The organism is Gellertiella hungarica (assembly GCF_014197145.1).
Taxonomy (GTDB): domain Bacteria; phylum Pseudomonadota; class Alphaproteobacteria; order Rhizobiales; family Rhizobiaceae; genus Gellertiella; species Gellertiella hungarica.
In genome coordinates this window covers 243,369-269,923 of record NZ_JACIEZ010000002.1, presented here as the reverse complement: position 1 = coordinate 269,923, position 26,555 = coordinate 243,369, and the positions used below count along the sequence as shown (strand labels likewise).

Here is a 26,555-nt window from a genome sequence, read left to right as displayed (position 1 = left end):
CCCATGAAAAAGATCGTCGTCGTCGGCGCCGGCAAGATCGGCGCAACCATTGCCCGCCTTCTTTCCCACAGCGGGGACTACCAGGTGGTCGTGACCGACGCCTCGGCTGCCAACCTTTCCGCCATCGAGAAGCACCCGGCCGTTTCCACGCTGGAGCTGGACATCCGCGCGCCGAGCAAGCTCGCCGAAGTGCTGAAGGGCTCGTTTGCGGTTCTGAGCGCCGTGCCGTTCCACCTGACCGTGACCATCGCCGAAGCCGCTGCCGCTGCCGGCGTGCACTACCTCGATCTCACCGAAGACGTTGCCTCCACCCGCGAAGTGAAGCGCATTGCCGCCAGCGCAAAGACCGCCTTCATTCCCCAGTGCGGCCTTGCGCCGGGCTTCATCTCGATCGTGGCGAACGATCTCTGCAAGAAGTTCGACAAGCTCGACACGGTCCGCATGCGTGTCGGCGCGCTGCCGGTCTATCCGTCGAATGCACTGAACTATAACCTGACCTGGAGCACCGACGGCGTCATCAACGAGTATATCGAGCCCTGCGAAGCGGTGGTGAACGGCGTCATCACCGAGGTTCCGGCCATGGAAGAGCGCGAAGAGTTCTCCATCGACGGCGTGACATACGAGGCCTTCAACACCTCCGGCGGTCTCGGCACGCTCTGCGAAACGCTGAAGGGCAAGGTTCGCACCCTCAACTACCGCACCATCCGCTATCCCGGCCACGCCGCGATCATGAAGGCGCTTCTCAACGACCTCGGCCTGCGCAACCGGCGCGAAGTGCTGAAGGACATCCTGGAAAACGCCCTGCCCGCCACCGTTCAGGACGTGGTCATCATCTTCGTCACCGTGACCGGCTGGAAGGACGGCCGCCTGGTGCAGGAGACCTATGCCCGCAAGGTCTACGGCGAGGAAATCGCCGGCATGATGCACAGCGCCATCCAGATCACCACGGCCGGCAGCATCTGCGCCGTTCTCGACATGCTTGCCGACGGCACGCTGAAGGCCGAGGGCTTCGTTCACCAGGAAGAGATCGACCTCGACATGTTCCTGAAAAACCGCTTCGGCCGCTACTATGCCGCGCCGCAGGTGGAAAACGTTCGCGCAGCCTGAGGCTTCGTCGCGAACCACTCCGGGGGCCGGGCGCAAGTCCGGCCCTTTTTTTTGTTGGGAATGCAAGTCCGCATGCCTTGTCTTTCCCCGTGGCTCGGCCATTCTCCCGCTAAAGACCAAGGGAGAGGATGAACGGCATGCAGAAGCAGCTCGAGGGAAAGATTGCCATCGTCACCGGTGGAACGCAGGGGCTCGGGGCGGCGACTGCCGATCTCTTCGCCGAACGCGGCATTGCCGGGCTGGTGATCTGCGGACGTTCCACCGCCAAGGGCGAGGCGGAAGCGGCAAAACTCGCGGCACGCGGGGTTAAGACCCGTTTCGTGACCGCCGACCTCGGCAAGGTCGAGGATTGCCGCGCTGTCGTGGCCGAAGCCGACAAGGCGTTCGGGCGCGTCGACATTCTGGTCAATGTCGCGGCCCTCACCAACCGCGGCACCATCATCGACACTTCTCCCGAGCTTTTCGACATGCTCTTTGCCGTCAATGTGCGCGGGCCGTTCTTCCTGATGCAGGAAACCGTCAAGCTGATGCGGCGGGAGAAGACGGAAGGCGCGATCGTCAACATCTCCTCGATGTCCTCCATGGGCGGCCAGCCTTTCCTGTCGGCCTATTCCGCAACCAAGGGCGCGCTGGATACCCTCACGCGCAACACTGCCTTTGCGCTCCTGCGCAACCGTATCCGCGTGAACAGCCTGAACATCGGCTGGATGGCCTCGGACGGGGAAGACCGCATCCAGCGGGAGGAAGACGGAAAGCCCGCCGACTGGCTGGAGAAGGCCGCCGCCGCCCAGCCTTTCGGCCGGCTCGTCGATCCGCGCGAGGTTGCCCGCGCCATCGCCTTCCTCGCCTCCGCAGAATCGGGGCTGATGACCGGATCCATCGTCAATTTCGACCAGGCGACCTGGGGTGCCTATGACGAGACGCCCCATCCCAAGGCACCGCTCTGAGGCTCAATCGGTGTCGCCGGGAGCCGCCAGCGCCGCCTCGATGCGGGGCGGCGTCTTCAGCGTATTGCTGACGGTGCAGATCTCCTCGGCGATTAAGAGAATGCGGGCTTTCATTTCCTCGTCCACATCGCCCTCCACATGAAGCGTCAGGGAGAGCTTCTCCACGCGGCTTGGCTCCGGCTCATGCTTGTCGCCCGCGACCTCCACCGCGATGGAGCGGATGTTGGCCATCACGCCGAGCCGGTTTGCCGCGATCCGCGCGCTCATCGCCATGCAGGCGGATAGCGAGGCATAGAGAAGATCGATGGGGTTGAAGCCCGGCTCCGACGCGCCGGTCGCAATCTGGAGGGTGCCGCCGGTTCTGGAGCGGATCGCGGGATACCCCGTCCGGCCGACGGTTGCCGTCGCGCCCAATGGCCGGCTCCTTATACTGCCCTTCTCTGCCATCGGTTCTCCCTCCGCTTCAGGCGCTATCCCTGCTTCGCACTCCGCAGGAGGCGGCGCAAGAGCTGGCAACGGCCATGAAAAAGGCCGGTCGCCCGGCCTTTTTCACTGTATTGTCAGGCAGCGACCCGCAATTGTCCGCGCCTGATCTGCTCGCGCATCTCGTCCGTATAGACGGGTGCGTTGGGGTCACGCTGGCGGTTGCGTCGGTTCAGCTTGAAGGTGTTGACGAGCTCCGCCAGCAGCTTCGCCTGCGCGGCAAGATCATGCGTGGCGGCAGTGGTTTCCTCCACCATCGCGGCATTCTTCTGGGTGATCTGGTCCATCTGGTTGATGGACTGGCTGACCTCCATCAGTCCGGTCGACTGTTCGGCGCTGGCCACGGCGATCGCCTCCACGTCGCTCGCGATCTGGACGACCTTCATCTCGAACTTCTCGAGGGCCGAACCCGTCTCGCGCACGAGGCCCACGCCATCATGCACCTCGACATTCGACTGCTGGATGAGGTCGCTGATCTCGCGGGCCGCCATGGCGGAGCGCTGGGCAAGTTCACGCACCTCCTGCGCCACCACGGCAAAACCCCGGCCGGCCTCGCCCGCACGCGCCGCCTCGATGCCGGCATTCAGGGCCAGCAGATTGGTCTGGAAGGCGATCTCGTCGATCACTCCGGTGATGGACGAAATCTTGGCCGAGGCCTGCTCGATGCGCTCCATCGCTGTGACGGCACGGCGCACCACATCGGCGGACTCCTTCACCTCCCGACGCATGACGGCGGTGTGCTGGCGGGTGGTTTCCGTACGCTCGGCGGCGGAGCGGAGATTGGCGTTGATCTCTTCGACGGCGGCGGCCGTTTCCTCCAGCGACGCAGCCTGCTGCTCGGTGCGGGCGGCCAGCTGATCCGCCTGCTGGGAGAGGTCGCGGCAATTGCCGTCGAAGGTGCGGGTCTTCTGCAGCACCTCCTCCAGCACCTTCTGGAACATGGCCATCGAGACATTGAAATTGGCGCGCAGCCGCTCGAACTCGCCCTCGAACGGCGAATCGATCGTTTCGCGGATGTCGCAGACCGAAAGGCGATCGAGGCCCGCGCCCAGCTGGTCGATGACCACCTGCAGGCTTTCGGCGCGCTGCAGACGCTCCTCGTCCACGGCACGCTGCTGGCGCTCGATCTCGAGGCGCTGTGCCTCGGCCTGCCGCAACCGCTTCTGGACCCGGTCGTTAACGGAATCCCGCAGCAACACGAGCTGGCGGGCCATGTCGCCGATCTCGTCGCGGCGGCTGACCTCGGTCACATCCGCAGAGAAGTTTTCTTCCGCGATCTCGTGCATGACGGAGCCCAGGCGGCGAAGCGGGCCGGTGACGCTGCGGATGATCGAGACCGCGCCCAGCGTGAGGAGCAGTGCCGCAGCACCGGCGATGGCCAGCACCTGCCGGTTGCCGCTCCAGAAGCGGGCTTCCAGATCGTCGATGTAGACGCCGTTGCCGATCACCCAGCCCCAGGGCTGGAAGGCCGTGACGTAGGACAGCTTGGCGACGGGGGTTTCGACGCCCGGCTTCGGCCAGGCATATTCCAGATAGCCGCCGCCCTGGCGGGCGACCTTCACAAACTCGACGAAGATTGCCAGCCCGTCCGGGTCCTTCATGTCGGAAAGATCCTTGCCGTTCAGCTCCGGCTTGAAGGGATGCATCAGCATCACCCGGTTCATGTCGTTGACCCAGACATAACCGTTCTCGCCATAACGCAGGCGGGAGAGCTGGGCCAGAGCCTCCTTCTGTGCGGTGTCGCGGCTTATCGCGCCGCTGCGCTCCTGTTCTTCATAGAAGGAGAGGACGGAAAGCGCGCTGTCATCCACGGCCTTGAGAACCGCCTCGCGCTCCGCGAGGATCTGGGCATGGCTTTCGTAGAAAGCAAAGACGAGCGCTGCTCCCATGGCGAGCAGGGAGAAGCCGATGAGGCCGTAAAGCCGGGCGGAAATCTTCAGGAATGTCACGGGAAAATGCCTCCGAAGCGTCCCCGCGAGCATCCGCGGCCATTGCTTCAAACTGTTGTCAGACTTCATATCTATGCAGATGAAAACAATTTTTTATAAACTAAAACTTAATGCTGACCGGTTCCTGCACCGCTTTTTTGATTTTTGTCGAGGTCGCTGACATTTATCTAGGGTGTTCTGCCGGAAGCCGCAGCCCCTTTTGCCCTTGCCTTGGGCAGGGGTGCAGGCGGTATGCGCAAGATGCGGGCATTTAATACCAAAGTATAATGCCAGTTTTGCCGAAAGCACGGTCCAGACCGGCGGATCGCGTTGCCTCGGGCAAGCCCCCTCGCTAGCCTCCCATCAAGAAAAGGTCCGTCCGCCTTTCGGAAGCCGGATCGAACAAGGGGAAAGAGTGATGGCTCATGACGAGTTCCGCCCGATTTCGGGCGTCGATCTTCCGCGTTTTGCCGGTATTCCCACCTTCATGCGGCTGCCCCATGTCAGTCTGGACGATCCGAGAATCGATCAGGTCGACATCGGCATCATCGGCGCTCCCTGGGATGGCGGCACGACCAACCGGCCGGGTCCGCGCCATGCTCCGCGCCAGTTGCGCGACCACTCCACCATGATCCGCCACCAGAACAGCGTCACCGGCATCCGCCCCTTCGACCTCATGCGCTGCGCCGATCTCGGCGACGTGCCCCCGAACCCGGCGGACCTGATGGACAGCATGGAGCGCATGACGCACTTTTTCGACCGGGTGCGCGACAGGAACATCACGCCGCTGACGGCGGGCGGCGACCACCTCTGCTCCCTGCCGATCCTCAGGGCGCTGGCCCGTCACAGGCCGCTCGGCATGATCCATTTCGACAGCCACACCGACCTGTTCCACAGCTATTTCGGCGGGTTTCGCTATACCCATGGCACGCCCTTCCGCAGGGCCGTGGAAGAAGGCCTGCTGGATCCGAAGCGGGTGGTGATGATCGGCATCCGGGGCCCTGCCTATGACTTCGAGGACCGGGACTTTGCGCGCTCGGTCGGCATCACGGTGATCCCCATCGAGGACTTCCACCGCCGCGGCGTGGAGGACGTGATGGAGGAGGCGCGCGCGATCGCGGGGACGGGCGAAACCTATGTGAGCTACGACATCGATTTCATCGACCCTGCCTTCGCGCCCGGAACCGGCACGCCGGAAATCGGCGGCCCGAACAGCTATCAGGCGCTCCAGGTGGTCCGCCTCTTGCATGGCGTGAACGTGGTGGGTGCGGACATGGTGGAAGTCTCTCCGCCCTTCGACCAGAGCGGGGGCACCGCTTTCCTCGGGGTGACCGTGATGTTCGAGCTGCTGTGCATACTGGCCGCCTGCCGGGCGGAAAGAACCGGTGCGCGCACATCTTGACCGCATCGGCGGGGGAAGGAGAAATTTTGTTGTCCGGTCGGCGTGCCCCATGGACAATCGTGCCTTTCGAATGTCTTATGATCGGGCAATGCTGATATAAAAGCAAATGAGAACCGGAATAACCGGTCCAAGAGCGGAACAGTTGCAATAGGAAAAATGGGAGCGAATACAATGAAAATCATTCATGCCTCCTTCAACAGGAGGTCTTTCCTCAAGACTTCGATTGCCGGTGCCGGCCTGCTCGCCGCTCCGACGATCATCTCCAGCCGCGCGCTGGCATCTTCCGGTGAACTGAACTTCACCGGATGGTCCGGCTATCCCGGCATGGCGGAAAAGGTCTTCCCGGCCTTCACCGCCGCGACCGGCATCAAGGTGAACTTCACCGAGCAGCCCGACCAGGACACCATGTTCGCGCAGGCCAAGCTTTCGCTCCAGACGGCGACGACCGACGTGATCGAACCGACGCTGGACCGCGTGGCCGCCTGGGCCTCGAACGGCCTGCTGCAGGGCTGGGACGAGGGCAAGCTCGCCGTCGGCAACTACCTGCCCGGTCTCGCCGATGGCTCCGCCGGCGAACGCGCGCGCATCGACGGCAAGCTGATGTTCGTTCCCTCCGTCTGGGGCACGGAAGGCCTCGTCTACAACAAGACGGAAAATCCGACCGAATACGGCAAGGCAAGCCTCGGCGACCTCTTCAGCGAGGCCAACGAGGGCAAGGTGGTCGTGCGTCCGCATTCGGCGCTGGCCGCCATGGGCCGCTGGCTCGACGCGGAAGGCAAGCTGCCGAAGCCGTGGCTGGACAGCTACAAGGACGAGGCCACCATGCGCGAGCTGTGGGACATCGCCCTTGCCGAGGCCATCAAGCGCAAGGCCAACATCGTGCAGTTCTGGAGCGGCGAGAACGAGGCGCAGGCCGGCTTCCGCACCAATGGCGCGACCATCGGCCTGTGCTGGGATTCGACCGGCTACAACCTGCGCAACGACGGCTACGGCTATATCGCACCCAAGGAAGGCGCCTTTGCGTGGAACCAGGGCCTCGTGCTCATGTCCAACGCGAAGAACGTCGAACAGGCGCATGAATTCGCCAAGTGGGTTTCCACCGCGGAAGGCTCCTCGCTCTGGGCAACCGCCTTCTCGGCCAACCCGGTCGGCAAGGGCGGCGTCGAGAAGATGAGCGCCGACGTGGCCAAGTTCTACAACGACAGCTTCCCCGGCGATGCGCTGCAGAAGCTGTGGTGGTGGCCGGACCAGGCCGCCTGGTTCCTGGCGCTGCGCGGCGAATATGCCGACAAGTTCAAGGGCGCCTGATCCAGCATCGGAGCGATACTTCCGCCGGGCCTCAGCCCGGCGGTTCCATCGAAGCATGACCCATCACCCGACCGGCGGCGCGAAAGCGGCGGACGCATCCTCATGCGCCGCGGCGGGCTGAGACCAGCAAGAACGAGAACGGCCAAAGGCCACCAGGGGAATCAATAGGTCCAATGAGCGCAAGTGTAGAACTGGAGAATGTCTGCGCGGATTTCGGAAGCTTCCGGGCCGTCGACAATGTGTCTGTCACCATCAATGCGGGCGAGTTCTTTTCCTTCCTCGGCCCTTCGGGCTGCGGCAAGACGACGATCCTGCGCATGGTGTCCGGCTTCATTTCGCCGTCGCAGGGCGTGATCCGCATCGGCGGCGAAGACATGCGGAATTCCCGCCCGAACCAGCGCCCGACGGCGCTGATCTTCCAGAATCTCGCGCTCTTCCCGCTGATGCCGATCTGGGAAAACATCGCCTTCGGGCTCGAGGTCCGCGGCGTCGACAAGAAGAAGCGGCGCGAGCGTGCGGAGGAGCTCCTGCGCCTCGTCGACCTGCCCGATGCCGCCGACAAGGCGGTGAGCCAGCTTTCCGGCGGCCAGAAGCAGCGCGTGGCGATCGCCCGGGCGCTTGCGGTGGAACCTGCCGTGATGCTGCTCGACGAGCCGCTGTCGGCGCTCGACCTGAAGCTGCGCCAGCACATGCGCGCCGAGCTTCGCGCCATCCAGAAACGCACCAACGTTACCTTCATCTACATCACCCACGACCAGGGCGAGGCACTGGCCATGTCCGACAAGGTCGCAGTCATGTCGCACGGCAAGCTGCAGCAGGTGGCAAGCCCGCGCGAAATCTACGACAGGCCCGCCAACGGCTTCGTCGCGTCCTTCGTCGGCGAGAACAACGTGCTGACCGGCACCATAACCGGCGAGAGCGGCGGCAGCGCCTCGTTCGAAACGGCACTCGGCACCTTCGCCGCAAGGCTTGGCCCGGGAGCCGGCAAGGAGTCCAAGCTCTACCTGCGTCCCGAGCACCTGCGCCTGACGGCTGAGCCCACCGCCGCGAACCGCATTCCGGTGGAGGTGACGGATGTCGCCTTCGAGGGCAATTTCATCTCGATCCACACCCGCGACGCCACGGGCAAGGCGCTGGTCTCGGAGGCCCGCAACGACGGGCGCAGCCAGATACCCGAACGGGGCGCCCGCCTGTTCGCCGAATTCGATGCGGACCAGGCGGTGATCCTCGCCGACGGCACCCCCGCACGGAAGGGCGAACCCGCATGAGCGACATGATCCGCCGTTACGGTTTCACGCTCACCTCCACCTTCTGCCTGCTGACGGCCTTCTGGCTGCTGGTGCTGGTGATCCTGCCGAACCTCTATCTCTTCGAGAACTCCTTCCGTCCCTACCTGCCCGTGGTCGATATCGGCGGGCCGAAGGATGTCTATACGCTGAAGAACTACCTGACCTTCTTCGACAGCCCGATCCACATCAGCGTCTTCATCTGGACGGTGGTCTATTCGAGCATCGTCACCTTCATCTGCTTCGTCATCGCCTATCCGCTGGCCTACTATCTCTCCAAGGTCGCCCATCCGCGGAGCCTGCCGACGCTCTTCCTGATCCTCACCATCCCGCTGTGGGTGAGCGAGATCATGCGCTCCTTCGCGTGGTTCATCATCCTGTCGTTGAAGGGGCCGCTGAACATCCTGCTCATCGATGCCTCGGTGATCGAGAAGCCGATCCGCTGGATGACCGGCTTCCGCAGCGTGCTGATCGGCCTTGTCTACACCTATGTGCTCTTCATGCTGTTCCCGATCTTCAACGCGATCCAGTCGCTGGACACGAATCAGATCGAGGCGGCGGAGGATCTGGGCTCGCCCTGGTGGCGCACCCACTGGCGGGTCATCCTGCCCCATTCGAAGCCCGGCATCGCCTCGGGCTCGGTGATGGTCTTCATGCTCTCGGCGGGCTCGATCCTGGTGCCGACGCTGCTCGCCTCCACCAGCTCGCGCTGGTTCACCGAGATCATCCAGCAGTGGATGTTCGAGTCGAACGACTGGAACACCGGGTCGGCCTATGCCTTCCTGCTGCTCATCCTCTGCACCCTGTTCGTGACGGCCGTCATGCGGACCTTCCGCGTGAAGCTGTCCGACATCGCACGGTAAGGGAGGGGTGCCATGAACCGCAAGTCCGACTGGCTCTTCCGCGCCTATCTCGTCATCTTCCTCGGCTACATGCTGCTGCCGCTGCTCGTCATGGGCGGCGCGGCCTTCAACGACAGCCGCTTCCCTTCCGTCTTTCCCTGGGTGGGCTTTACCGGACAGTGGTTCGTCGAGCTCTGGAACGACCCGCGCCTGCTGAATTCGTTCAAGAACACCATTCTGGTTGCGCTTGCGGTGGTGGCGCTTTCCGTGCCCATCGGTACGGCGGCCGCAATCCTGATCAACAGCCTCGGTGGCTGGGCCCGCTCGACCCTCTACAGCCTGATGGTCGCACCGATCCTGACCCCCGGTGCCGTCATCGGCATCTCGACGCTGCTTTTCTGGAACCGGTTCTCGGTGCCGTCGGGCCTGCATCTCTCGGTGCTCGGCCAGGTCTCCTACATCTCGGCCTTCGTCATGCTGCTGGTGCTCGCCCGCCTGCAGAGCTTCGACCGGTCGCTGGAGGAGGCAGCGCTCGATCTCGGCGCGAACCATCCGACCGTGCTGCGGCGCATCCTCCTGCCGCATCTCTATCCGGCGCTGGGGGCGGGTGCGGCCATTGCCTTCTTCCAGTCCATCGAGAACTTCAACGTCACGCTCTTTACGCGCGGTCCCTACGACACGATGACGGTCTATGTCTTCTCGAAGGTTCGAAGCGGCATCACGCCCACCATCAATGCGCTTGCCGTGATCCTGATTGCGGTCACCCTGACCGGGGCGATCGCCTACGAAATCGCCCGCCGGCGCAAGCAGGCGCGACTCGATGCCCTCGGGCCACCGCCCTCCGACGACGAGTAGATTCCGGAAAGCCGCCTGCGGGCGGCTTTTCTTCAGGCCGCTTGCGCGCCGAGCGCCTTCACCGCACGGCAGAGCACCCGCTCCTCGTCGGCCACGATGCGCCAGGCGGAAACCGGCGAACCGGCTTCGGTCAGGCGGGCGGCGGAATTGCTGCGGTTTGCCGCCCCGTCCGGCCGGAGGCCGAGCCAGAGAAGCTCCGCCATCACCCGCTCGCGGATGAGGGCGGCGCCACTGCCGATCCCGCCCGTGAAGACAAGGGCATCGATGCCGCCCGCGGCAGCAGTCGCCACCGCCACCTCGCGCGCCACGCGATCCACGAACATGTCGAGGGCGAGCGCCGCATCCGGCCGGGTGCTCGCAAGCAGCGTGCGCATGTCGGAGCTTTCGCCGGAAAGGCCGAGCAGGCCGGACTTCCGGTTGAGGAGAGCCGAGACGGCGGCCGTGTCGCCCTTCATGTCGTCAACCAGCCACAGCACGGCGCCGGGATCGAGATGGCCGGAGCGCTGGCCCATGATCAGGCCGTCGATCGGCGTGAAGCCCATGGAGTTGTAGACGGAGCGGCCATCCACCACGCCCGTCACGCTGGCGCCATTGCCAAGATGGGCAATGGCGAGCCGGCGCGGCAGCGGGTTGCCGGTGACTGCTTCGAAGCGGTCGACCACATGGGTGCAGGAAAGGCCGTGAAAACCGAAGGCCCTCAGCCCCCGCTGCGCATAGGCGGGCGGCAGGCCGTAGCGCTGGCGCTTTTCCGGAATGGTGCGGTGGAAGCCCGTATCGAAGCAGGCGACCTGCGGCAGGTTCGCAAAGCGTGCCCCCATGAGGCGGATGCCGGAAAGATTGTGCGGCTGGTGCAGCGGCGCCAGAACCGAAAGGGCTTCCATCTCTGCCATCAGCCGGTCGTCGATCCGCCTCGGTTCGGACAGGCTCTCCCCGCCATGCACCACCCGGTGACCAATGCCGGCAAGCCGCGCGCCCGCGAGCGTCGAAACCGCTTCGGCCAGATGATCGATGGCATCCGCATGGGTGGAGCCTGCGGGTAGGCTTTCCTCGTCGCGCGCCGGAAAACCGGAGAAGCGCAGCTGCACCGGTTCGGCGGTGTTGATCCGCGAGGCCTCCGCCTCCGCAAAGCGCCTCAGGTCATCGTCGAAGAGCGCGACCTTCACCGAGGACGAGCCACTGTTGACGGCGAGATAGACGGCGCCCCCGGTCGGGGCGTGGGTGGCGGGATTGTCAGTCGGCATGGCGCTTTCCAGTGGTCTCGGTGTCTGGCGGTCGGGCGGGTTTCGAGGCAGAAGCTTTGGCGGGTGACGCTGCCGCTGGCAAGCCCCGGCCCCAACGGACCGTCCGGTCGTCCCCTCCCGCCGACGGCTTCGCTTCTGGGGATAGTGTGGCTTCGCCCTTGCTGGACATAGGACCAGATGATTGATTTAGTGGTGCCAGCCAGCCCCGGAGAAAATCCCCTTGCGCGAACTGATCTTCGACATCGACCGCACGCAGCAGGCAACGCTGCAGAGCCAGATCCGCGCGACGCTGGTGAATGCCATTCTTTCCGGCCAGTTGCCGCCCGGTTCGCCGACCCCTTCGACCCGCGATCTCGCCCGTCGGCTGATGGTCTCGCGCAACACGGTGACGCTTGCCTATCTCTCCATGGTGGATGACGGCTATCTGGAGGCCCGCGACCGTTCGGGTTTCTATGTGGCGGGGGATGCTGCGATGCTCGCCCGCCCCGCCCCTCCGCCCCGCAGGGGACCGAGCACAGACCGGCCGGACTTTTCCCGCCTTTTCGCAGTCAGGCCGAGCCGCCAGCGCAACATCGACAAGCCGCTGAACTGGCACGACTATCCCTATCCCTTCATCTACGGGCAGGCCGATCCCGCGCTCTTTCCTATCGCCGAGTGGCGCGAATGCACCCGGCAATCCATGAACCGCAAGTGGCTCGATGCCTGGACGGACGATCGCTACACCGAAGACGATCCGATGCTGATCGACCAGATCCGGCAGCGGCTTCTGCCGCGGCGCGGCATCCAGGCCGGGCGCGACGAGATTCTCGTGACCATGGGGGCGCAGAACGCGCTTTACCTGCTCGCCAAGCTGTTCTGCGGCCCGGACAGCGTCGTCGGCATCGAAGATCCCGGCTATCCCGATGCCCGCAACATCTTCTCGCTGCATGCGGGCTCCGTGCTGCCGCTTTCCGTGGATGGCGGCGGGCTGGTGCTGGATTCGGCGCTCGAGCGCTGCGGCATCGTCTTCACCACGCCGAGCCACCAGTTCCCGACCGGCGTGACCATGGGCATCGAGCGCCGGCGCACGCTTCTCGACTGGGCACGGCGCAACAACCGCCTGATCATCGAGGACGATTACGAATTCGAGGCGAACTACCTTTCCGAACCGACCCCGGCGCTGAAGGCGCTGGATGGCAACGATCCCGTGATCTACGTGGGCAGCCTGTCGAAATCGCTGATGCCGGGCCTGAGACTGGGCTATCTGGTGGCCGCACCCGAAATCATCGCCGAAGCCCGGGCGCTGAGACGGCTGATCCTCAGGCATCCGCCCGGCAACAACCAGAGGGTCGCGGCCCTCTTTCTCGCGCTCGGCTATCACGACCGGCTGATCGGCCGGCTTCACCGCACCTACCGGGAGCGGCAGGCGATCCTGTCGCGGGCGCTTTCCGAGCATTTTCCCGGCTGGACGCCGGAAAGCCGCTTCGGCGGCACCTCCTGCTGGCTGACGGGGCCGAAGACACTGGACGGGCAGCGCCTGGCCGCGACCGCCCTGCAGAAGGGCGTTCTGATCGAGCCCGGAGACATCTTCTTTGCCGAGCCCGAGGGGCACGACAATCATTTTCGGATGGGTTTTTCCTCCATCCCGACCGACCGTATCGAGCGCGGGGTGGAAATTCTGGGCGGCCTGGTGCGCGAACTCAGGCTGGACTCATGAGATGGCCTGCGCGGCCCGATGATTGGCCGCATCTGGCACTACGCGCCACGGCCGGCTGCGGCTTAGCTCTTGCTCAAACATCATCATGCCGGAGGGAGTGCATCCATGAAAATGACCACTGAGGAAGCGTTCGTAAAGGTGCTGCAGATGCACGGGATCGACAATGCCTTCGGCATCATCGGTTCGGCCTTCATGCCCATTTCCGATCTCTTCCCGCGGGCCGGCATCAAGTTCTGGGACACCGCGCACGAGTGCAATGCCGGCATGATGGCCGACGGCTATTCCCGCGCATCGGGCAAGATGGCCATGTGCATCGCCCAGAACGGCCCGGGCATCACCAATTTCGTCACGCCGATCAAGACCGCCTACTGGAACCACACGCCCATGCTGCTCGTCACGCCGCAGGCGGCGAACCGCACCATCGGTCAGGGCGGTTTCCAGGAAATCCCGCAGATGAACCTCTTCGCGGACATGGTCTGCTATCAGGAAGAAGTGCGCGATCCCTCCCGCATCGCCGAAGTGCTGAACCGGGTGATCGAAAAGGCCTGGCGCGGATCGGCGCCGGCACAGATCAACGTGCCGCGCGACATGTGGACCCAGGTGATCGACATCGAACTGCCGCAGCTGATCCGCTTCGAGCGCCCCTCGGGCGGCCAGCAGGCCCTGGACGAGGCCGCCGCGCTGCTGACGGAAGCAAAGTTCCCCGTGATCCTCAACGGCGCGGGCGTGGTGCTTTCGGGCGGGATCGACGCCTCGCGCCTGCTTGCCGAACGGCTCGGCGCGCCCGTCTGCTGCAATTACCAGCACAATGACGCCTTCCCCGGCAGCCATCCGCTGTCCGTCGGCCCGCTCGGCTACAACGGCTCGCGCGCGGCCATGGAGCTGGTATCGAAGGCCGACGTGGTGCTGGCGCTCGGCACCCGCCTCAACCCCTTCTCGACGCTTCCCGCCTACGGGCTCGACTACTGGCCGAAGCAGGCGAAGATCATTCAGGTGGACATCAATGCCGACCGCATCGGCCTCACCAAGCGGGTGAGCGTCGGTATCCAGGGCGATGCAAAGGCGGTCGCGGAGCAGATCCTCGCCCGGCTCGGCGAGAAGGCCGGCAGCCATGACCGCGAGGCACGCGCGGCCCTCATCCACCAGACCCGCTCTGCCTGGCTGCAGCAGCTCGCATCCATGGATCACGAGGACGACGATCCGGGCACCACCTGGAACGAGCGCGCCCGCGGCGCCCATCCGGACCGCATGTCGCCGCGCATGGCCTGGCGTGCGGTGCAGGCGGCGCTGCCGAAGGAGGCGATCATTTCCTCCGACATCGGCAACAACTGCGCCATCGGCAACGCCTACCCTACCTTCGAGAAGGGCCGGAAATATCTGGCGCCCGGCCTGTTCGGCCCCTGCGGCTACGGCTTCCCGGCCATCCTCGGCGCCAAGATCGGCTGCCCGGATACCCCGGTTGTCGGCTTTGCCGGCGACGGCGCCTTCGGCATCTCCATGAACGAGATGACCGCCTGCGGCCGCGACGACTGGCCGGCGATCACCATGGTGATCTTCCGCAACTATCAGTGGGGTGCCGAAAAGCGCAATTCCACGCTCTGGTATGACGACAATTTCGTCGGCACGGAACTCGATCTCGACGTCTCCTACGCCGGAATTGCCCGGGCCTGCGGCATCGAGGGCATCCAGGTCACCTCCATGGCGGCCCTCACCTCGGAGCTCTCCAAGGCCATCGACCGGCAGATGAAGGAGAAGAAGACCACCTTCATCGAGGTCATCCTCAACCAGGAACTCGGCGAACCCTTCCGCCGCGACGCCATGAAGAAACCCGTATCCATCGCCGGCATCGATGCCGCCGACATGCGGCCCCAGCGGGTGGTTCAGTAAGCGGACAGCGGTGGCGGTAAGCCTGGCGCGCCGCCCCCCTCTCTATCCAGCAAGGCGTGGGGTTTGAGGCACAGCACCCCCCTCTGCCCTGCACGGCGTGGAGTTTGTGGTACCGCACCCCCCCTCTGCCCTGCGCGGCGTTGCGTTTGCCGCACGGCACCCCCCTCTGCCCTGCCGGGCATCTCCCCCTCAAGGGGGGAGATCGGGATGGGGATTCTTGGGGCAGTCCCCAGCCACCGTTTCTGCAAAATGAGACGCTGGTTGTTTGAGGAAACCAAAAAACCCACGGTCGATCTCCCCCCTTGAGGGGGAGATGTCCCGGCAGGGACAGAGGGGGGTGCAGCACGGCAAACGCAACGCCCCGGCAGGGGCAGAGGTGGGTGCGGTGCCTCAAACTCCGCGCCGTGCAGAGGGGGGTGCCGTGCGGCAAACGCCACGCCGTGCGAGGCACGGTCGCGCATCGTCGCACCCCGCTTACGGCATCAGCTGCCCGCCGTTCACCTCGATGGTCTGGCCGATGATGTAACCGGAAAGGTGCGCCGAGGCCAGGAAGAGGTAGGTGCCGACGCATTCTTCCGCCGTGCCGAGGCGGCCCATGGGGATCATGGCGACGGCCGTGGCGATCTGGGCCTCGTTGGAGTAGCGTTCCTGGAACGGGGTGTCGATGACGCCGGGGGAAACGGCATTGACGCGGATGCCGAAGGGGATCAGCTCCTTGGCCATGCCGCGCGTGACGTTGGACACGAAGGCCTTGGCGGAGCCGTAGATGCCGGCGCCGAGGCTGGCTCCGTTGCGGGCGGCAACGGAGGTGGTGTTGATGATGAAGCCGCCCTCCTTCTTCAGATGCGGGATCGCGGCCTGCGAGGCGATCACCACCGAGCGGGCATTGAGATCCATGACGCTGTCATAGAAGGCGTCGTCCATCTCCTCGTAGCGGCGGCGGCCCACCATGGCGCCGGCATTGTTGATCAGGCCGTGGAGGCCACCGGCGTCTTCGGCAAAGACCGAGACCATGCGGCGAACCTCCTCGCTGTCGGTGACGTCGGCATGGCAGAGCAGCGCCTTGCCGCCTGCTTCGGTGATCTCGGTGAGAAGCGCGTTTGCGGCTCCCATGCTGGCATTGAAGTGCAGCCCGACGGTTGCGCCCTGCGTGGCAAAGGCGCGGGCAAGCGCTGCGCCGATGCCTGTGGAGGCGCCCGTGATCAGCACGCACTTGCCGGCAAGATCGGGGATGAAGAGGGAAGTCTGGGCCATGGTTCTCGGGTCCTGTGAAGAGCGTTCGTTTGTCAGCGATCCTGCCATGGCTCGGCGCTTTGTCCAGCACCTCCAGTGGGAGAAAGCGCATCGCGCTCGCCAGCCGAAAGCCGGCCCGCAAGCGCCACCATGGCCTCGAAGCCCGCTTGTTCGCGCGCCCGCGCCTCCGGATCGGGCAGGCGCAGCAGATAGGACGGGTGGACGGTGACGACGAGAACCGCCTCATCGCCCAACGGAACCTGCCGGCCCTTCAGCGCGGAAAAGACATCCGCCCGTCCGGTCAGCGCTTCGACGGCGGTTGCACCCATGGCGAGGATAACCTTCGGGCGGATCGCCTCCACCTCCCGCTCCAGCCACCAGCGGCAATGGGCGATCTCGCCGGAATTCGGGCGCTGGTGAATGCGGCGCTTGCCGCGGGGCTCATACTTGAAGTGCTTGACCGCATTGGTGAGATAGGCCTGCCGGCGGTCTAGACCCGCCTTTTCCAGCGCTGCATCCAGCACCTTGCCGGCAGGTCCGACGAAGGGGCGGCCCGCAAGGTCTTCCGTATCCCCCGGCTGCTCGCCGAGAATCAGCAGCCGGGCATCGGCGGGCCCCTCGCCGAACACCGTCTGCGTCGCATGGGCATGGAGCGGGCAGCGGGTGCAGCCGGAGGCCTCGCGGGAAAGGGCGCCGAAAACGCCCTCCGCCATCGCCCGCTCCTCGGCCGGCGAGAGCCTGCGGCGCTCGTGCCGCACGGGAGCAGGCTTCAGCTCGGCGCGGATCATGCCCTGCATGCGGGCCTCGGCACTGGCGATCAGCTCGGGAATGAGCTCCGCCTCCGGCAGGTTCTTCCAGTATTTCTTCGGCATTTCCGATTGCATTGCCTTCACCTTCAGCCGTGCCGGATTGAAGATGTTGCGGAAATAGGTGCGCCAGAGGTCGTCCGTCTGGTCGTCGAGATCGGGGCGCTTCGCTGCCGTGTCGGTGACCGTGAGGGCCTTCCCGTCCCAGGCGGCGGTCCCCTTCGGCGTCAGGATCAGCCAGTCCATGTCGGTGAAGCGCCGCTGGAAGAAGGGTGCGGTGCGCGCGACGATGAAGTGATCGGGCTCGAACCACGCCACGAAGCGTCGCCGGCCGTCGGTGGCAGGCTCGGCTTCCTTGAAGCGCAGGAAGGCTTTCATCTTGTGGCTGTCGCGGCGCACGGACTTCTCCATGAGCCTTGTGACGGCGACATCCGCATCGCCGGCGTTGGAGATGAGGGTCCGGTTTTCCTGCAGGCGCCAGAGCAGACGGTAGAGCAGACCGAAGCGGCGCGGATCGGAATGACAGATGACACTGCCCGCCAGATCGACGAAGGCGCGCGGCACGGTCAGCGGCCCTTGCGGATCCGCAGGCAGTTCGGGGGAGGTTTCGGCAAAGAGGCCTCCCTCCCCGTCGCGGATGCGCCAGTCGACCGCTCCCGGTTCCACCCCGGCCGCGAGCAGCGCCCGGGCGGCGAGCCGCCACTCCTCGAAATCGCCCCGCCCCTCGAGCGTCACCGTGCGCATGTCAGAAAAGCGAAAGCTGTTCGGGCTGCGGCGCAAACATGGCGCGCAGGTCGCTGCGGTCGAGAAGCCGGACCGGGCTCCAGTCGAGGGTGGTGACGAAGGGCTTCACCTTGCGCAGCGACACGCCGAGGCGGACAAGGTGCTCCAGCCGGATGCCGCCGGCCTTGCGGGACTGGACGATCGCCTTCACCGTCTTGGTGCCGAAGCCCGGGACCCTCAGGAGCATTGCCTTGTCGGCGCGGTTGACGTCGACGGGAAAGCGGTCGCGGTTTGCCAGCGCCCAGGCGAGCTTGGGGTCGAGATCGAGGTCCAGCATCCCGTCCTTCAGCCCGGAGGTGATCTCGCCGATGTCGAAGCCGTAGAAACGGTAGAGCCAGTCGGCCTGATAGAGCCGGTGCTCGCGCACCAGCGGCGGCTTGACCAGCGGCAGCACGCGCGAGGCTTCCGGGATCGGGCTGAAGGCCGAGTAGTAGACGCGCTTCAGCTCGTAGCTGGAATAGAGCCGGGCGCTGGAGGAGAGGATGGTGGCATCGCTGGCGCCATCGGCACCGACGATCATCTGCGTGCTCTGGCCGGCGGGCACGAAGGTGCGCACGCGCTTCTTCACCAGCGTCGGTTCGGCCATTTCCTGCATCTTGAGGCGCAGCTCTCCCATGGATCGGCGGATGCGGTCGGGCTGCTTCTCCGGCGCCAGCTGGGTCAGGCCGGTATCGGTCGGAAGCTCGATGTTGATCGACAGGCGGTCCGCATAGAGCCCCGCCTGCTCGATGAGTTCGGGCGAGGCTTCGGGAATGGTTTTCAGGTGGATATAGCCGCGGAACCGGTGCTCCTCGCGCAGCGTGCGGGCGACCCGCACCATCTCCTCCATCGTATAGTCGGAGTTGCGGATGATGCCGGAGGAGAGGAACAGCCCCTCGATATAGTTGCGGCGGTAGAACTCGGTCGTCAGCCAGACGATCTCCTCGACGCTGAAGCGGGCACGCTCCACATTGCTCGATGAGCGGTTGATGCAATAGGCGCAGTCATAGATGCAGAAATTGGTCATCAGGATCTTGAGCAGCGAGATGCAGCGGCCATCCGGCGCATAGGCGTGACAGATCCCCGACCCCTCCGTCGAGCCGAGCCCGCCCGACTGGCCGGAATGGCGTTTCGAGGTGCCGCTCGAGGCACAGGATGCATCATACTTGGCCGCATCCGAAAGGATGGCCAGCCTTTCACGCAGCGATTTCTTCATGCTGTTCACATTATGTTCCGGCTTGGGATTCGTCAAATCCACAAGTGTCAGATGGGCGTGCGGCCGAGCGTCGCAAGGATGGCGGCGCTCAGCCCCGCTGCCTCATAGGGTTTCGGCACCACAGTCACCGGGCCCAGGCTGAGCGGTATCAGGGGCGTGTCGCCATAACCGCTTGCAAAGACGAAGGGCACGCTGCGGCGGTGCAGCTCTTCGGCGACCGGAATGGAGGTCTCCGGCCCGAGATTGATGTCGAGCACGGCAAAATCCGGCCGGCGGCTGCGCAGTTGCGCCATGGCCTGGCGCACCGAATTTGCCACCACCACGTCTGCCACACCCTCCTGCAGCAGCATGGCTTCCAGGTCCATGGCGATCAGCATCTGGTCCTCGACGACGAGCACGCGGGCGATCCCGGCAAGGCTTCCCTCTTCCGGCATGGGGTCGAGCGAGCGCGTCTCGGGGGCAAGCCGCGCGGCATCCGGGGCGGTCAGCACGTGACGGGCCGGCACGACCAGCCGGGCGCGAAGACCGTCCCGACCGAAGCGCAGGCTCGACTGCCCGCCAAGATCGTAGGTCACGCTCCGCTCGATGAGCGCCGTACCGAAACCCTTGCGCGCAGGCGGGCTGAGGGGACTTTCGGTCCACTCCTGCCACTCGATCTCGCAATCGCCGGCCTCGTTCATCGACCAGCCGATGTCGAGCCGGCCGGAAGCCTGGGACAGGGCGCCATACTTGGCGGCGTTGGTGGCCAGTTCGTGCAGCACCAGCGCGAGCACGGAGAAGGCGCGGCTGTCGAGAAGAAGCCGCGGACCGCTGATGCGGATCGTGTTGCCCGGACCGCGATAGGGGGAGACTTCCGCCTCCATCAGATCGTTGAGCACGCCGCCGCCGTCGCTGCGAACCACCTGGTCATGGGCGAAGGAAAGAGCCCTGAGCCGGCCTTTCAGCGTATCCACGTAATCGGCGAGCGGGCGTTCCTCCCGGTTGGAATGGGCAACCAGCGACTTGATGATCGCAAGGACGTTCTTGACGCGATGGTTGAGCTCCTCGTTGAGCATCCGCTGGCGAACCTCGGCCTTGTCGCGCTCCTCCGACATCAGCTCGTTGTGGCGCAGCACCACCTCGACAATGGCGGCACGGGCGGCATCTGCGGTCTCGAGATCGGATTCCGTCCAGGGCTGGGCCTGCTCGCGCACGGTTTCCTTCCAGATGGCGAAGCTCTTTCGCGGCGTGAGGCGATCACCGTGCGGCCCGGTGGAATAGGACTTGTCCGGATTGCCCGCCCAGTTCAGCGTATGGACGAGCTCGTTGCGGAAAAACATGAGGTGATCGCTGGAGACCTGCGAGACCGGCACGATCAGCGCGCCTGCCGTCTTTCCGAGGAGCGGCTGGAGGCCGGGCAGATCGCGGCTGAGCGCGTGACTGGACCACACGCGGCCGCGCTCCTCGACCATCTGATGGCGGGAAAGCTGGATAGCCACCTCCTCCGCCGGCACATCTCCGACGGCGGACCAGCTGCCCTCCATCCACAGGCCGATGCCATCGCAGGGCATCAGCCGGGCGAATTCGGGCAGGGTATCCTTCAGAAGCTGGCGCAGGTCCTGGTGATGGGCGGCCAGACGCAGGAACTGGTCCAGCGAGCGCCGCGCGTTGTTGGCCGTCTCCAGCGTACGCTTCTGCTTCAGCGTCTGGAGCTTCAGCGAGAAGAAGGAGCCGAACATCTCGGCCGCAACCCGCTCGGCCATGGTCAGCCGCTTCGGCTGATAATGGTGGCAGGCGATCAGCCCCCACAACTCGCCGTCCAGAATGATGGAAATGGACATCGAGGCAGAGACGCCCATGTTCTGCAGATACTCGCAGTGAATGGGCGAGACGCTGCGCAGATGCGCATAGGACATGTCCAGCGGGGCGGCCCGTTCCGCAGCATCCGGCAGCAGCGCGACCCGCTCGTAGCGGACATCCGAGATGGTGCGGATGGTGTTGCGCACATAAAGCGCCCGGGCCTGCCTGGGGATGTCGGAGGCCGGGAAATACTGGCCGAGGAAGCTCTCGAGATCCGGCCGCTTTGCCTCGCTCAGAACCTTTCCCGCACCATCCTGCTCGAAGCGGTAGATCATCACCCGGTCATAGCCCAGGAGCCCCGCGACAAGCCGGGTGGCCGTGTTGACCAGTTGATCCACCGTCTCCAGCCGGTTGATGCGATCGGTCAGGTCGCGCACCAGCCGGATCGGCTGATCCCCCGCGACGGTCGGCTCGAACTCCACGATCACGGCATCGAGATAGCGGTGGACGGTGATGTCCACCAGCCGGCCGCTGGGCAGGGCCTGGGCAAAGAGCAGGCCGGGCCGCGCGGGATCGGCAGAGATGCCGAGCGCGTTGCGCAGCGAATGCATGATTTCCGGACCGACGACCTCATGAAGCGGCTGGCCGGCCACGGGTTCGGGCAGGCCGGTCATGGCGGCAAAGTTCGCCGAATGGCGCACCACGGCGCTGAAATCGCCGGAAAGGGCCACAAGGCAGCCGTGGGGCTGGATGGTGCCGGGAATATGTATGGGTTCCCGATCGCAATTGGTGAGATCGACGCCACCGGCCGTCATGCATGCTTTCCTTCGAAGGCAGCCCGGGCGAAGCGGAAGGCCGTTCGCGCCGCGTCTGCAACGCGTTCCATGTCAAGCGCCGGGGCGCTGTCGAGAAGGGCGAAATAGCCCTTCCAGTTGCCGACGGCGGTGGCGGTGCCGGCCAGATGCGCGGCACCGTTTGCCACGCCAAGTCCGAGGCCGGCAGCCCGGCGGCCGATAAGCTGGCTGCCGAGGCTTGCCCCCTCGAGCGTGTAGAGAATGCCGAGAAGACCTTCCCCTGCCGGTCCGGCTTCCGGGCCGGCGAAATCCAGCGCCGGAGGCCGTGCAAGACCCAGGGCCGAAAGGTCGTTTTCCAGCAGGTGGCGGATGGCCGTGGGCCGCCAGTCGTTCCAGGCCGAAGGGGCTGGCCTTTCCCCTATCCAGGCCTCGACAGGCGCACGGAAACCGTAAAGGGCCTGCACATACGCATCATAGGAGGGACGGTCCGCAAGCGGACCGACAGCCTCGTCAAGGCGGCGGTGATCTTCAGCCGTGGCATCGCGGAGGAAAAAGCGGCGGCTCGGGGAGGCAAGAGAGGCGTGGCAAGACATCCGGGAGATATAAAGCGCGCCGCCCCTTCGGCAAGACCGTCAAAATCCGGGTAGCGTCAGTTGGACACCAGCAGCAGAACATAGGCAATCACGGTCACCATCAGCGCCCGGAAGGCATAGGTGACGAAGCGGTACTTCCGGCGCGCGATCAGCGAGAGCACGTCGGCATTGTCGAGATACTGGCGGAAGAGATAGTCCTGGTCGCAGCGATGGGCTGCCTCTTCCAGCATGACACGATGCTGGTTCCAGGTGCCCCAGAACAGGGATGTGGATTTCTTCACATGCTGCGGCAGCACAACCATGATGGCCGCCAGCATCGATACCAGCGAGGACAGCGCAAGCAGTGCCGAGAAGAAAACGCCGTGCAACGTGCCGTTGGCGTAACGCGCCCAGGTAAAGACCTCGCGCCCCTCGCTCGACGTGACCAGGAAGGCCAGCATGAACGTAAAGATGTAGGCGGCCTTCTGGTCGGAAATGACGATCTGGTCGTAAAAGACGTCGTTCACCTTGCGGACATGATCCATATACTCGGCCTTGACCGGCGGCTTTGCGCCGCTTTCTACCCGTGCTTCAGCGGTCACTGCCTGATCTTCCATCGATACCCCCATGCAAACGAACTCCGCTGATAATACATCTCGGGGCAAATAAAAATGCCCAGATTAGAACGCTTGACATTTAAAGAGGCGTTGGACACACCCTTTGTTATGAGGGACAATTTTAATTTCCTACCGTCATGCGGAACTGCGCTGGCCATCGGCCTCGGCACGCTTGCCTCGGCGGCGGTCGCGGAGCCGGTGAAGCGCGCGGCCCCGGCTGCCGGTGCCGTCATCGACCGCAAGTCGGGTGAAGAGGTTCGCTTCGTCGATCTCACCGACTGGCGCAATGTGGAGTTGAAGCAGGACCTGCTCGGCGGCGACGTCCTGCGCACCAATGCGCTGGGCCAGCTCGCCATCCTGTTTGCCGACCATACGCAAGTACGCCTCGGGCGAAACTCCGCCCTCCAGGTGAAGCAGATGGGGACGACCGAGGATACGGTTCTCAATCTCCAGTCCGGCACCATGTGGGCCCGTGCCCAGCGCGGCGGACAGGGCCTGACCGTCGAGACGCCGGCGGCCGCAGCCGCCATCCGCGGCACGGACTGGACGCTGACGGTCAAGGGCGACCAGACTTCTCTCATCGTTCTGGAAGGCAAGATCGAATTCAAGAATGCCTATGGCTCCGTGGAGGTCCGCGAGGGCGAGGCCGCGGTGGCGAGCATCGGACAGGCACCGCGCAAGCTGGTGATCGTGACGCCCAAGGACCGGCAGCAGATGCTGTTTTACCTGACGCTGCGCTCGGGTTTCACCTTCATGCCGGCGACGCCGCTTCCCGCCCGCCGCATGCGCGAGGAGTTCCGGCGGATCGAGGCGATGGCGCCGGAGGCCCGCAGCACCGAGGACTGGCTGACGCTTGCCGAAACCCGCATGGCTCTGGATGGCCAGAAGCGTGCGGCCGAGGCGCTGGAGGCAATCCGCAACCGCCCGCTCAGCGCCGCCCAGAAGGCCCGCGTCTCCCTCATCGACGCTCTCATTGCCGGGTCCAACCGCCGCTATGACGAATCCGCCGCGCTCTTCCGCAAGGCGGAGCGCGGCCTTGATCCGCAGCGGCGCGCCATTGCCGCCTATGGCGGCTATTTCGCCCGTTCGCTGGCCGATCCGGACCGGATCGAGCAGCCGCCGCGCACCGCATCCGGCCCCTATGCCGACATCATGCAGGCGCTGACGCAGGGCTTTCTCAAGGACATACCGGCGGCCATTGCCGTCATCGAACGCTCGGAAGCCCGGCATCCCGACGACCCGACGCTGCCCGCGGTCCGCGCCCTTCTCCACGGCCTCAACGGCGAGAAGGAGAAGATGCAGGAGGCCGCCGACCGGGCGCTTTCGATCGATCCCGAGGATCCGACCGCGCTGCAGGCACGCGGCACCCTGCGCGGAGACTATCTCGGCGATACCCGCGGCGCGATCAGCGATTTCAAGGCGGCCATTGCCTCCGCTCCGGGCGATTCCTCCTCCTGGAACAGCCTTGGCCTTGCCTACGAGGATCTCGGCGCCAGCCGCGAGGCGGAAGAAGCCCTGCTGAAGGCCATCGCGCTCGATCCGGAAGATCCTGTCGGCTATGCGAACCTTGCGATCCTCTATCTCGACCAGTCGCGCGTCAAGGAAGCCAAGGCGCTGATCGACCGGGCGCTTTCGGTCGATCCCGCCTTCGATATCGCCCTCGTGGCACGCGGACGCTATTACCTGCAGACCGGCGAGACCGACAAGGCGCTCGAGGACCTGCTGGCCGGGGCGACCGCCAATCCGAGCTATGCACAGGCGCAGATCCTGCTGGGCATGGGCCATTACATCAAGGGCGACCGCGACCCGTCCAACCAGGCGATCGACAATGCGGACCGGCTGGACCGGAACGATCCCGTTGCGCCTTCCCTGCGGACAACGCTTGCCATCGACGACTACGATGCCGAAGGCGCCATTCGCAATGCGCAGGACTTCATGCGCCGCTCGCGCGCTCAAGGGGGCGATTTTGCCCGGCTCGGCGCCAACCAGGATGCCGGCTCGACCCTCAACAACGCCTTCCGGCTTCAGGGACTGGATGCATGGGGCCGCTACTACGGCGACGTGACCTTCGATCCCTTCGCCGGTGCCGGCTACATCGACCAGGCGGTGCGCGGGCAGGTCAATCCCTATGTGAACTCCTACCTTTACGGCCAGTCGAGCGTGACGAATACCGACAGTGCCGAAGGCTTCTCCTCGCAACTGCAGGGGCTTCTCCTCGACCCGCACATGCTGGCCGGACGCTCCCGGACCGCAACGCTCCTGCGCTCGCCCTTCCTCGACATATCGCTCGGCGGCGGGATTGCCCATTCCGGTGGAGAGAGCAAGCGGATCGGCGAGGTGGAGGTGCAGGGCTATTCCAATACGCCGCTGCCGACGAGCTTCCTCGGGAACTTCACCTTCACGGACCTGCCGATCTCCGGATCCTATCGGGATTTCGGCGGCTTCGACGCGGACACGAAGCTGCTCGATGCGAGCGGCTACCTGACGATGAGCCCAACCGGCAACGACCGCATCGTCATCTATGGTACCCATAGCCGTGCGGGGCTCGATGCGGATGCCCTGGGCATCGGCACCGATCTCGGCATTCCGCTGCCGCAGACACGCCAGCGCAACGACGACAACACGATGACCAATGCCGGGGTGGGCTGGAGCCACACCTTCAGCTACCACAACGTGATGAATGCGGCGCTGCTCTACAGCGGCATCGAGGCGAATGTGGATCGCCGCTACATCTATGACCTGCCGTTCCCCTTCGGCAGCGACGACCTCTACGAGGAGACCGGCAACCAGAAGACCTATATCGCCGCCGTCAACCATGCGGTCGGCGTCGAGGATTTCACCTTCCGCTACGGTCTGGAAGCGGGCTGGGCCGACAGCACGGCAAGCTTCACGGCCAATGGCGTGCCGCTGCTTTCGTCCAGCGAACGCTCCCGCCTCGGCCGCGCCTATGTGGATGTGCTGCAGGACGTGGCACCCGACCTCAAGCTCGAATATGCGCTGTTTGGCAGCGTGATCGACAACGACCGCGAAACGACGCGCCGCTTCGAGCCGCGCTTCGGCGTCGCCTGGTCGCCGGTGGAAAATCACTGGCTGCGCGCCGCATACATGCGAAACGGCTTCGACCTGTCGACGCCGACCCTTTCGCCCATCGGCGTCCTCGGGCTGCTGCCCAACAGGTTCGATCTGAACGGCGGCTATGTGGATACCGCCGCGCTGCAATGGGATGCGGAGTGGACCGACCGCTTCTTCACCTCGCTGGAATACCAGCACCAGGACCTCAACCAGGTGACGATCGGCTATCCGCTGACGGCGCTTCCCAGCGTCGACGGGATGGAGCTGGAGCGGGGCACCATCGATCGTGCGGCCTTTACCACCAATACCGTTCTCGGCGGCGGCTTCGGCCTCTCGACGACACTTGCGCTCGCCCGCTCGGACAACCGCGATCCGCGCAGCGCAAGCTTCGGGGGCGATCTGTCCTATGTCCCCGATACGGCAGGACAGGTTGCGCTCACCTGGGTGAACGAAGCCCATGTGAAGGCGACGCTGGCCGCCAACTACATCGGCGAACGCAGCGGCAACGACAGCGGCGACCGGCTCGACGACTACTGGACGCTCGATGCCTCCCTGACCTGGGAGCCGCTGGACAAGCAGATCGCGCTCGAGGCCTCCGCCTACAACCTACTGGACCAGGATTTCGAGCTGGCCCCGGGTGTTCCGGGATGGGGACCGAGCTTCAAGTGCATGCTGAAGGTCCGCTTCTGAGGCGGCATCGGCCAACAGCGGTGGCGAAAGGG

At 65.0% G+C, this 26,555-nt stretch carries 19 protein-coding genes; 10 read left to right on the top strand and 9 right to left on the bottom strand.

What is annotated here, in order from left to right; translation table 11 throughout:
• The first annotated feature begins 3 nt into the window (after positions 1-3).
• Complete coding sequence (locus GGR23_RS05765) at positions 4-1,107, top strand: saccharopine dehydrogenase family protein (RefSeq protein WP_183365190.1); 1,104 nt, start codon at positions 4-6, stop codon at positions 1,105-1,107.
• 137 nt (positions 1,108-1,244) lie between these two features.
• Positions 1,245-2,054, top strand: a complete 810-nt coding sequence (locus tag GGR23_RS05760; protein WP_183365189.1) for an SDR family oxidoreductase — start codon at positions 1,245-1,247, stop codon at positions 2,052-2,054.
• A 3-nt stretch (positions 2,055-2,057) separates the two neighbouring features.
• Here GGR23_RS05760 and GGR23_RS05755 read toward each other — a convergent pair whose 3' ends face one another.
• Both GGR23_RS05755 and GGR23_RS05750 read right to left on the bottom strand, forming a co-directional pair.
• Complete coding sequence (locus tag GGR23_RS05755) at positions 2,058-2,501, bottom strand: OsmC family protein (protein ID WP_183365188.1); 444 nt, start codon at positions 2,499-2,501, stop codon at positions 2,058-2,060.
• A gap of 113 nt (positions 2,502-2,614) precedes the next feature.
• A complete protein-coding gene (locus tag GGR23_RS05750) occupies positions 2,615-4,486 on the bottom strand; it encodes a methyl-accepting chemotaxis protein (RefSeq protein WP_183365187.1) in 1,872 nt (623 codons plus the stop codon).
• Positions 4,487-4,883: 397 nt separating this feature from the next.
• Between GGR23_RS05750 and GGR23_RS05745 the strand changes: the two genes are divergently transcribed.
• The 5 genes from GGR23_RS05745 (at position 4,884) to GGR23_RS05725 (ending at position 10,158) form a co-directional block, all read left to right on the top strand.
• Positions 4,884-5,867 carry an agmatinase gene (locus GGR23_RS05745; protein WP_183365186.1) on the top strand — a complete coding sequence of 328 codons (984 nt, stop codon included), beginning with the start codon at positions 4,884-4,886 and terminating at the stop codon, positions 5,865-5,867.
• A gap of 171 nt (positions 5,868-6,038) precedes the next feature.
• Positions 6,039-7,175, top strand: coding sequence for an extracellular solute-binding protein (locus GGR23_RS05740; protein ID WP_183365185.1), 1,137 nt, complete (start codon positions 6,039-6,041; stop codon positions 7,173-7,175).
• A gap of 173 nt (positions 7,176-7,348) precedes the next feature.
• Positions 7,349-8,443, top strand: coding sequence for an ABC transporter ATP-binding protein (locus GGR23_RS05735; RefSeq protein WP_183365184.1), 1,095 nt, complete (start codon positions 7,349-7,351; stop codon positions 8,441-8,443).
• The gene (locus GGR23_RS05730; protein ID WP_183365183.1) at positions 8,440-9,324 is read left to right on the top strand and encodes an ABC transporter permease; all 885 of its coding nucleotides are present in this window, start codon (positions 8,440-8,442) and stop codon (positions 9,322-9,324) included. The genes GGR23_RS05735 and GGR23_RS05730 overlap by 4 nt, the downstream gene beginning before the upstream one ends.
• Positions 9,325-9,336: 12 nt before the next feature.
• Positions 9,337-10,158, top strand: a complete 822-nt coding sequence (locus tag GGR23_RS05725; RefSeq protein WP_183365182.1) for an ABC transporter permease — start codon at positions 9,337-9,339, stop codon at positions 10,156-10,158.
• 32 nt (positions 10,159-10,190) lie between these two features.
• Here GGR23_RS05725 and GGR23_RS05720 read toward each other — a convergent pair whose 3' ends face one another.
• Positions 10,191-11,399 (bottom strand): acetate/propionate family kinase, encoded by a 1,209-nt coding sequence (locus GGR23_RS05720; RefSeq protein WP_183365181.1) that lies wholly within the window; start codon positions 11,397-11,399, stop codon positions 10,191-10,193.
• 220 nt (positions 11,400-11,619) lie between these two features.
• Between GGR23_RS05720 and pdxR the strand changes: the two genes are divergently transcribed.
• Positions 11,620-13,095: a MocR-like pyridoxine biosynthesis transcription factor PdxR gene (gene pdxR / locus GGR23_RS05715; RefSeq protein ID WP_210296877.1), complete on the top strand. Its 1,476-nt coding sequence runs from the start codon at positions 11,620-11,622 to the stop codon at positions 13,093-13,095.
• Positions 13,096-13,200: 105 nt separating this feature from the next.
• Positions 13,201-14,982: a sulfoacetaldehyde acetyltransferase gene (gene xsc, locus GGR23_RS05710; RefSeq protein WP_183365180.1), complete on the top strand. Its 1,782-nt coding sequence runs from the start codon at positions 13,201-13,203 to the stop codon at positions 14,980-14,982.
• 474 nt (positions 14,983-15,456) lie between these two features.
• Here xsc and GGR23_RS05705 read toward each other — a convergent pair whose 3' ends face one another.
• From GGR23_RS05705 to GGR23_RS05680, 6 genes are all read right to left on the bottom strand, one after another.
• Positions 15,457-16,236 carry an SDR family NAD(P)-dependent oxidoreductase gene (locus GGR23_RS05705; protein ID WP_183365179.1) on the bottom strand — a complete coding sequence of 260 codons (780 nt, stop codon included), beginning with the start codon at positions 16,234-16,236 and terminating at the stop codon, positions 15,457-15,459.
• Positions 16,237-16,268: 32 nt separating this feature from the next.
• Positions 16,269-17,765: a UdgX family uracil-DNA binding protein gene (locus GGR23_RS05700; protein WP_183365178.1), complete on the bottom strand. Its 1,497-nt coding sequence runs from the start codon at positions 17,763-17,765 to the stop codon at positions 16,269-16,271.
• A gap of 1 nt (position 17,766) precedes the next feature.
• On the bottom strand, positions 17,767-18,999 hold the full coding sequence (locus tag GGR23_RS05695; RefSeq protein WP_183365177.1) for a putative DNA modification/repair radical SAM protein: 1,233 nt from the start codon (positions 18,997-18,999) through the stop codon (positions 17,767-17,769).
• 47 nt (positions 19,000-19,046) lie between these two features.
• The gene (locus tag GGR23_RS05690; protein ID WP_183365176.1) at positions 19,047-21,593 is read right to left on the bottom strand and encodes an HWE histidine kinase domain-containing protein; all 2,547 of its coding nucleotides are present in this window, start codon (positions 21,591-21,593) and stop codon (positions 19,047-19,049) included.
• The gene (locus GGR23_RS05685; RefSeq protein WP_183365175.1) at positions 21,590-22,036 is read right to left on the bottom strand and encodes a biliverdin-producing heme oxygenase; all 447 of its coding nucleotides are present in this window, start codon (positions 22,034-22,036) and stop codon (positions 21,590-21,592) included. Before GGR23_RS05685 ends, GGR23_RS05690 begins: the two co-directional genes overlap by 4 nt.
• A gap of 185 nt (positions 22,037-22,221) precedes the next feature.
• Complete coding sequence (locus GGR23_RS05680; RefSeq protein ID WP_382342083.1) at positions 22,222-22,761, bottom strand: Pycsar system effector family protein; 540 nt, start codon at positions 22,759-22,761, stop codon at positions 22,222-22,224.
• Between the two features lie 108 nt (positions 22,762-22,869).
• On the opposite strand from GGR23_RS05680, the gene GGR23_RS05675 reads away from it, so the two are divergent.
• Positions 22,870-26,523, top strand: a complete 3,654-nt coding sequence (locus GGR23_RS05675; protein WP_183365174.1) for a tetratricopeptide repeat protein — start codon at positions 22,870-22,872, stop codon at positions 26,521-26,523.
• Positions 26,524-26,555: the final 32 nt, after the last annotated feature.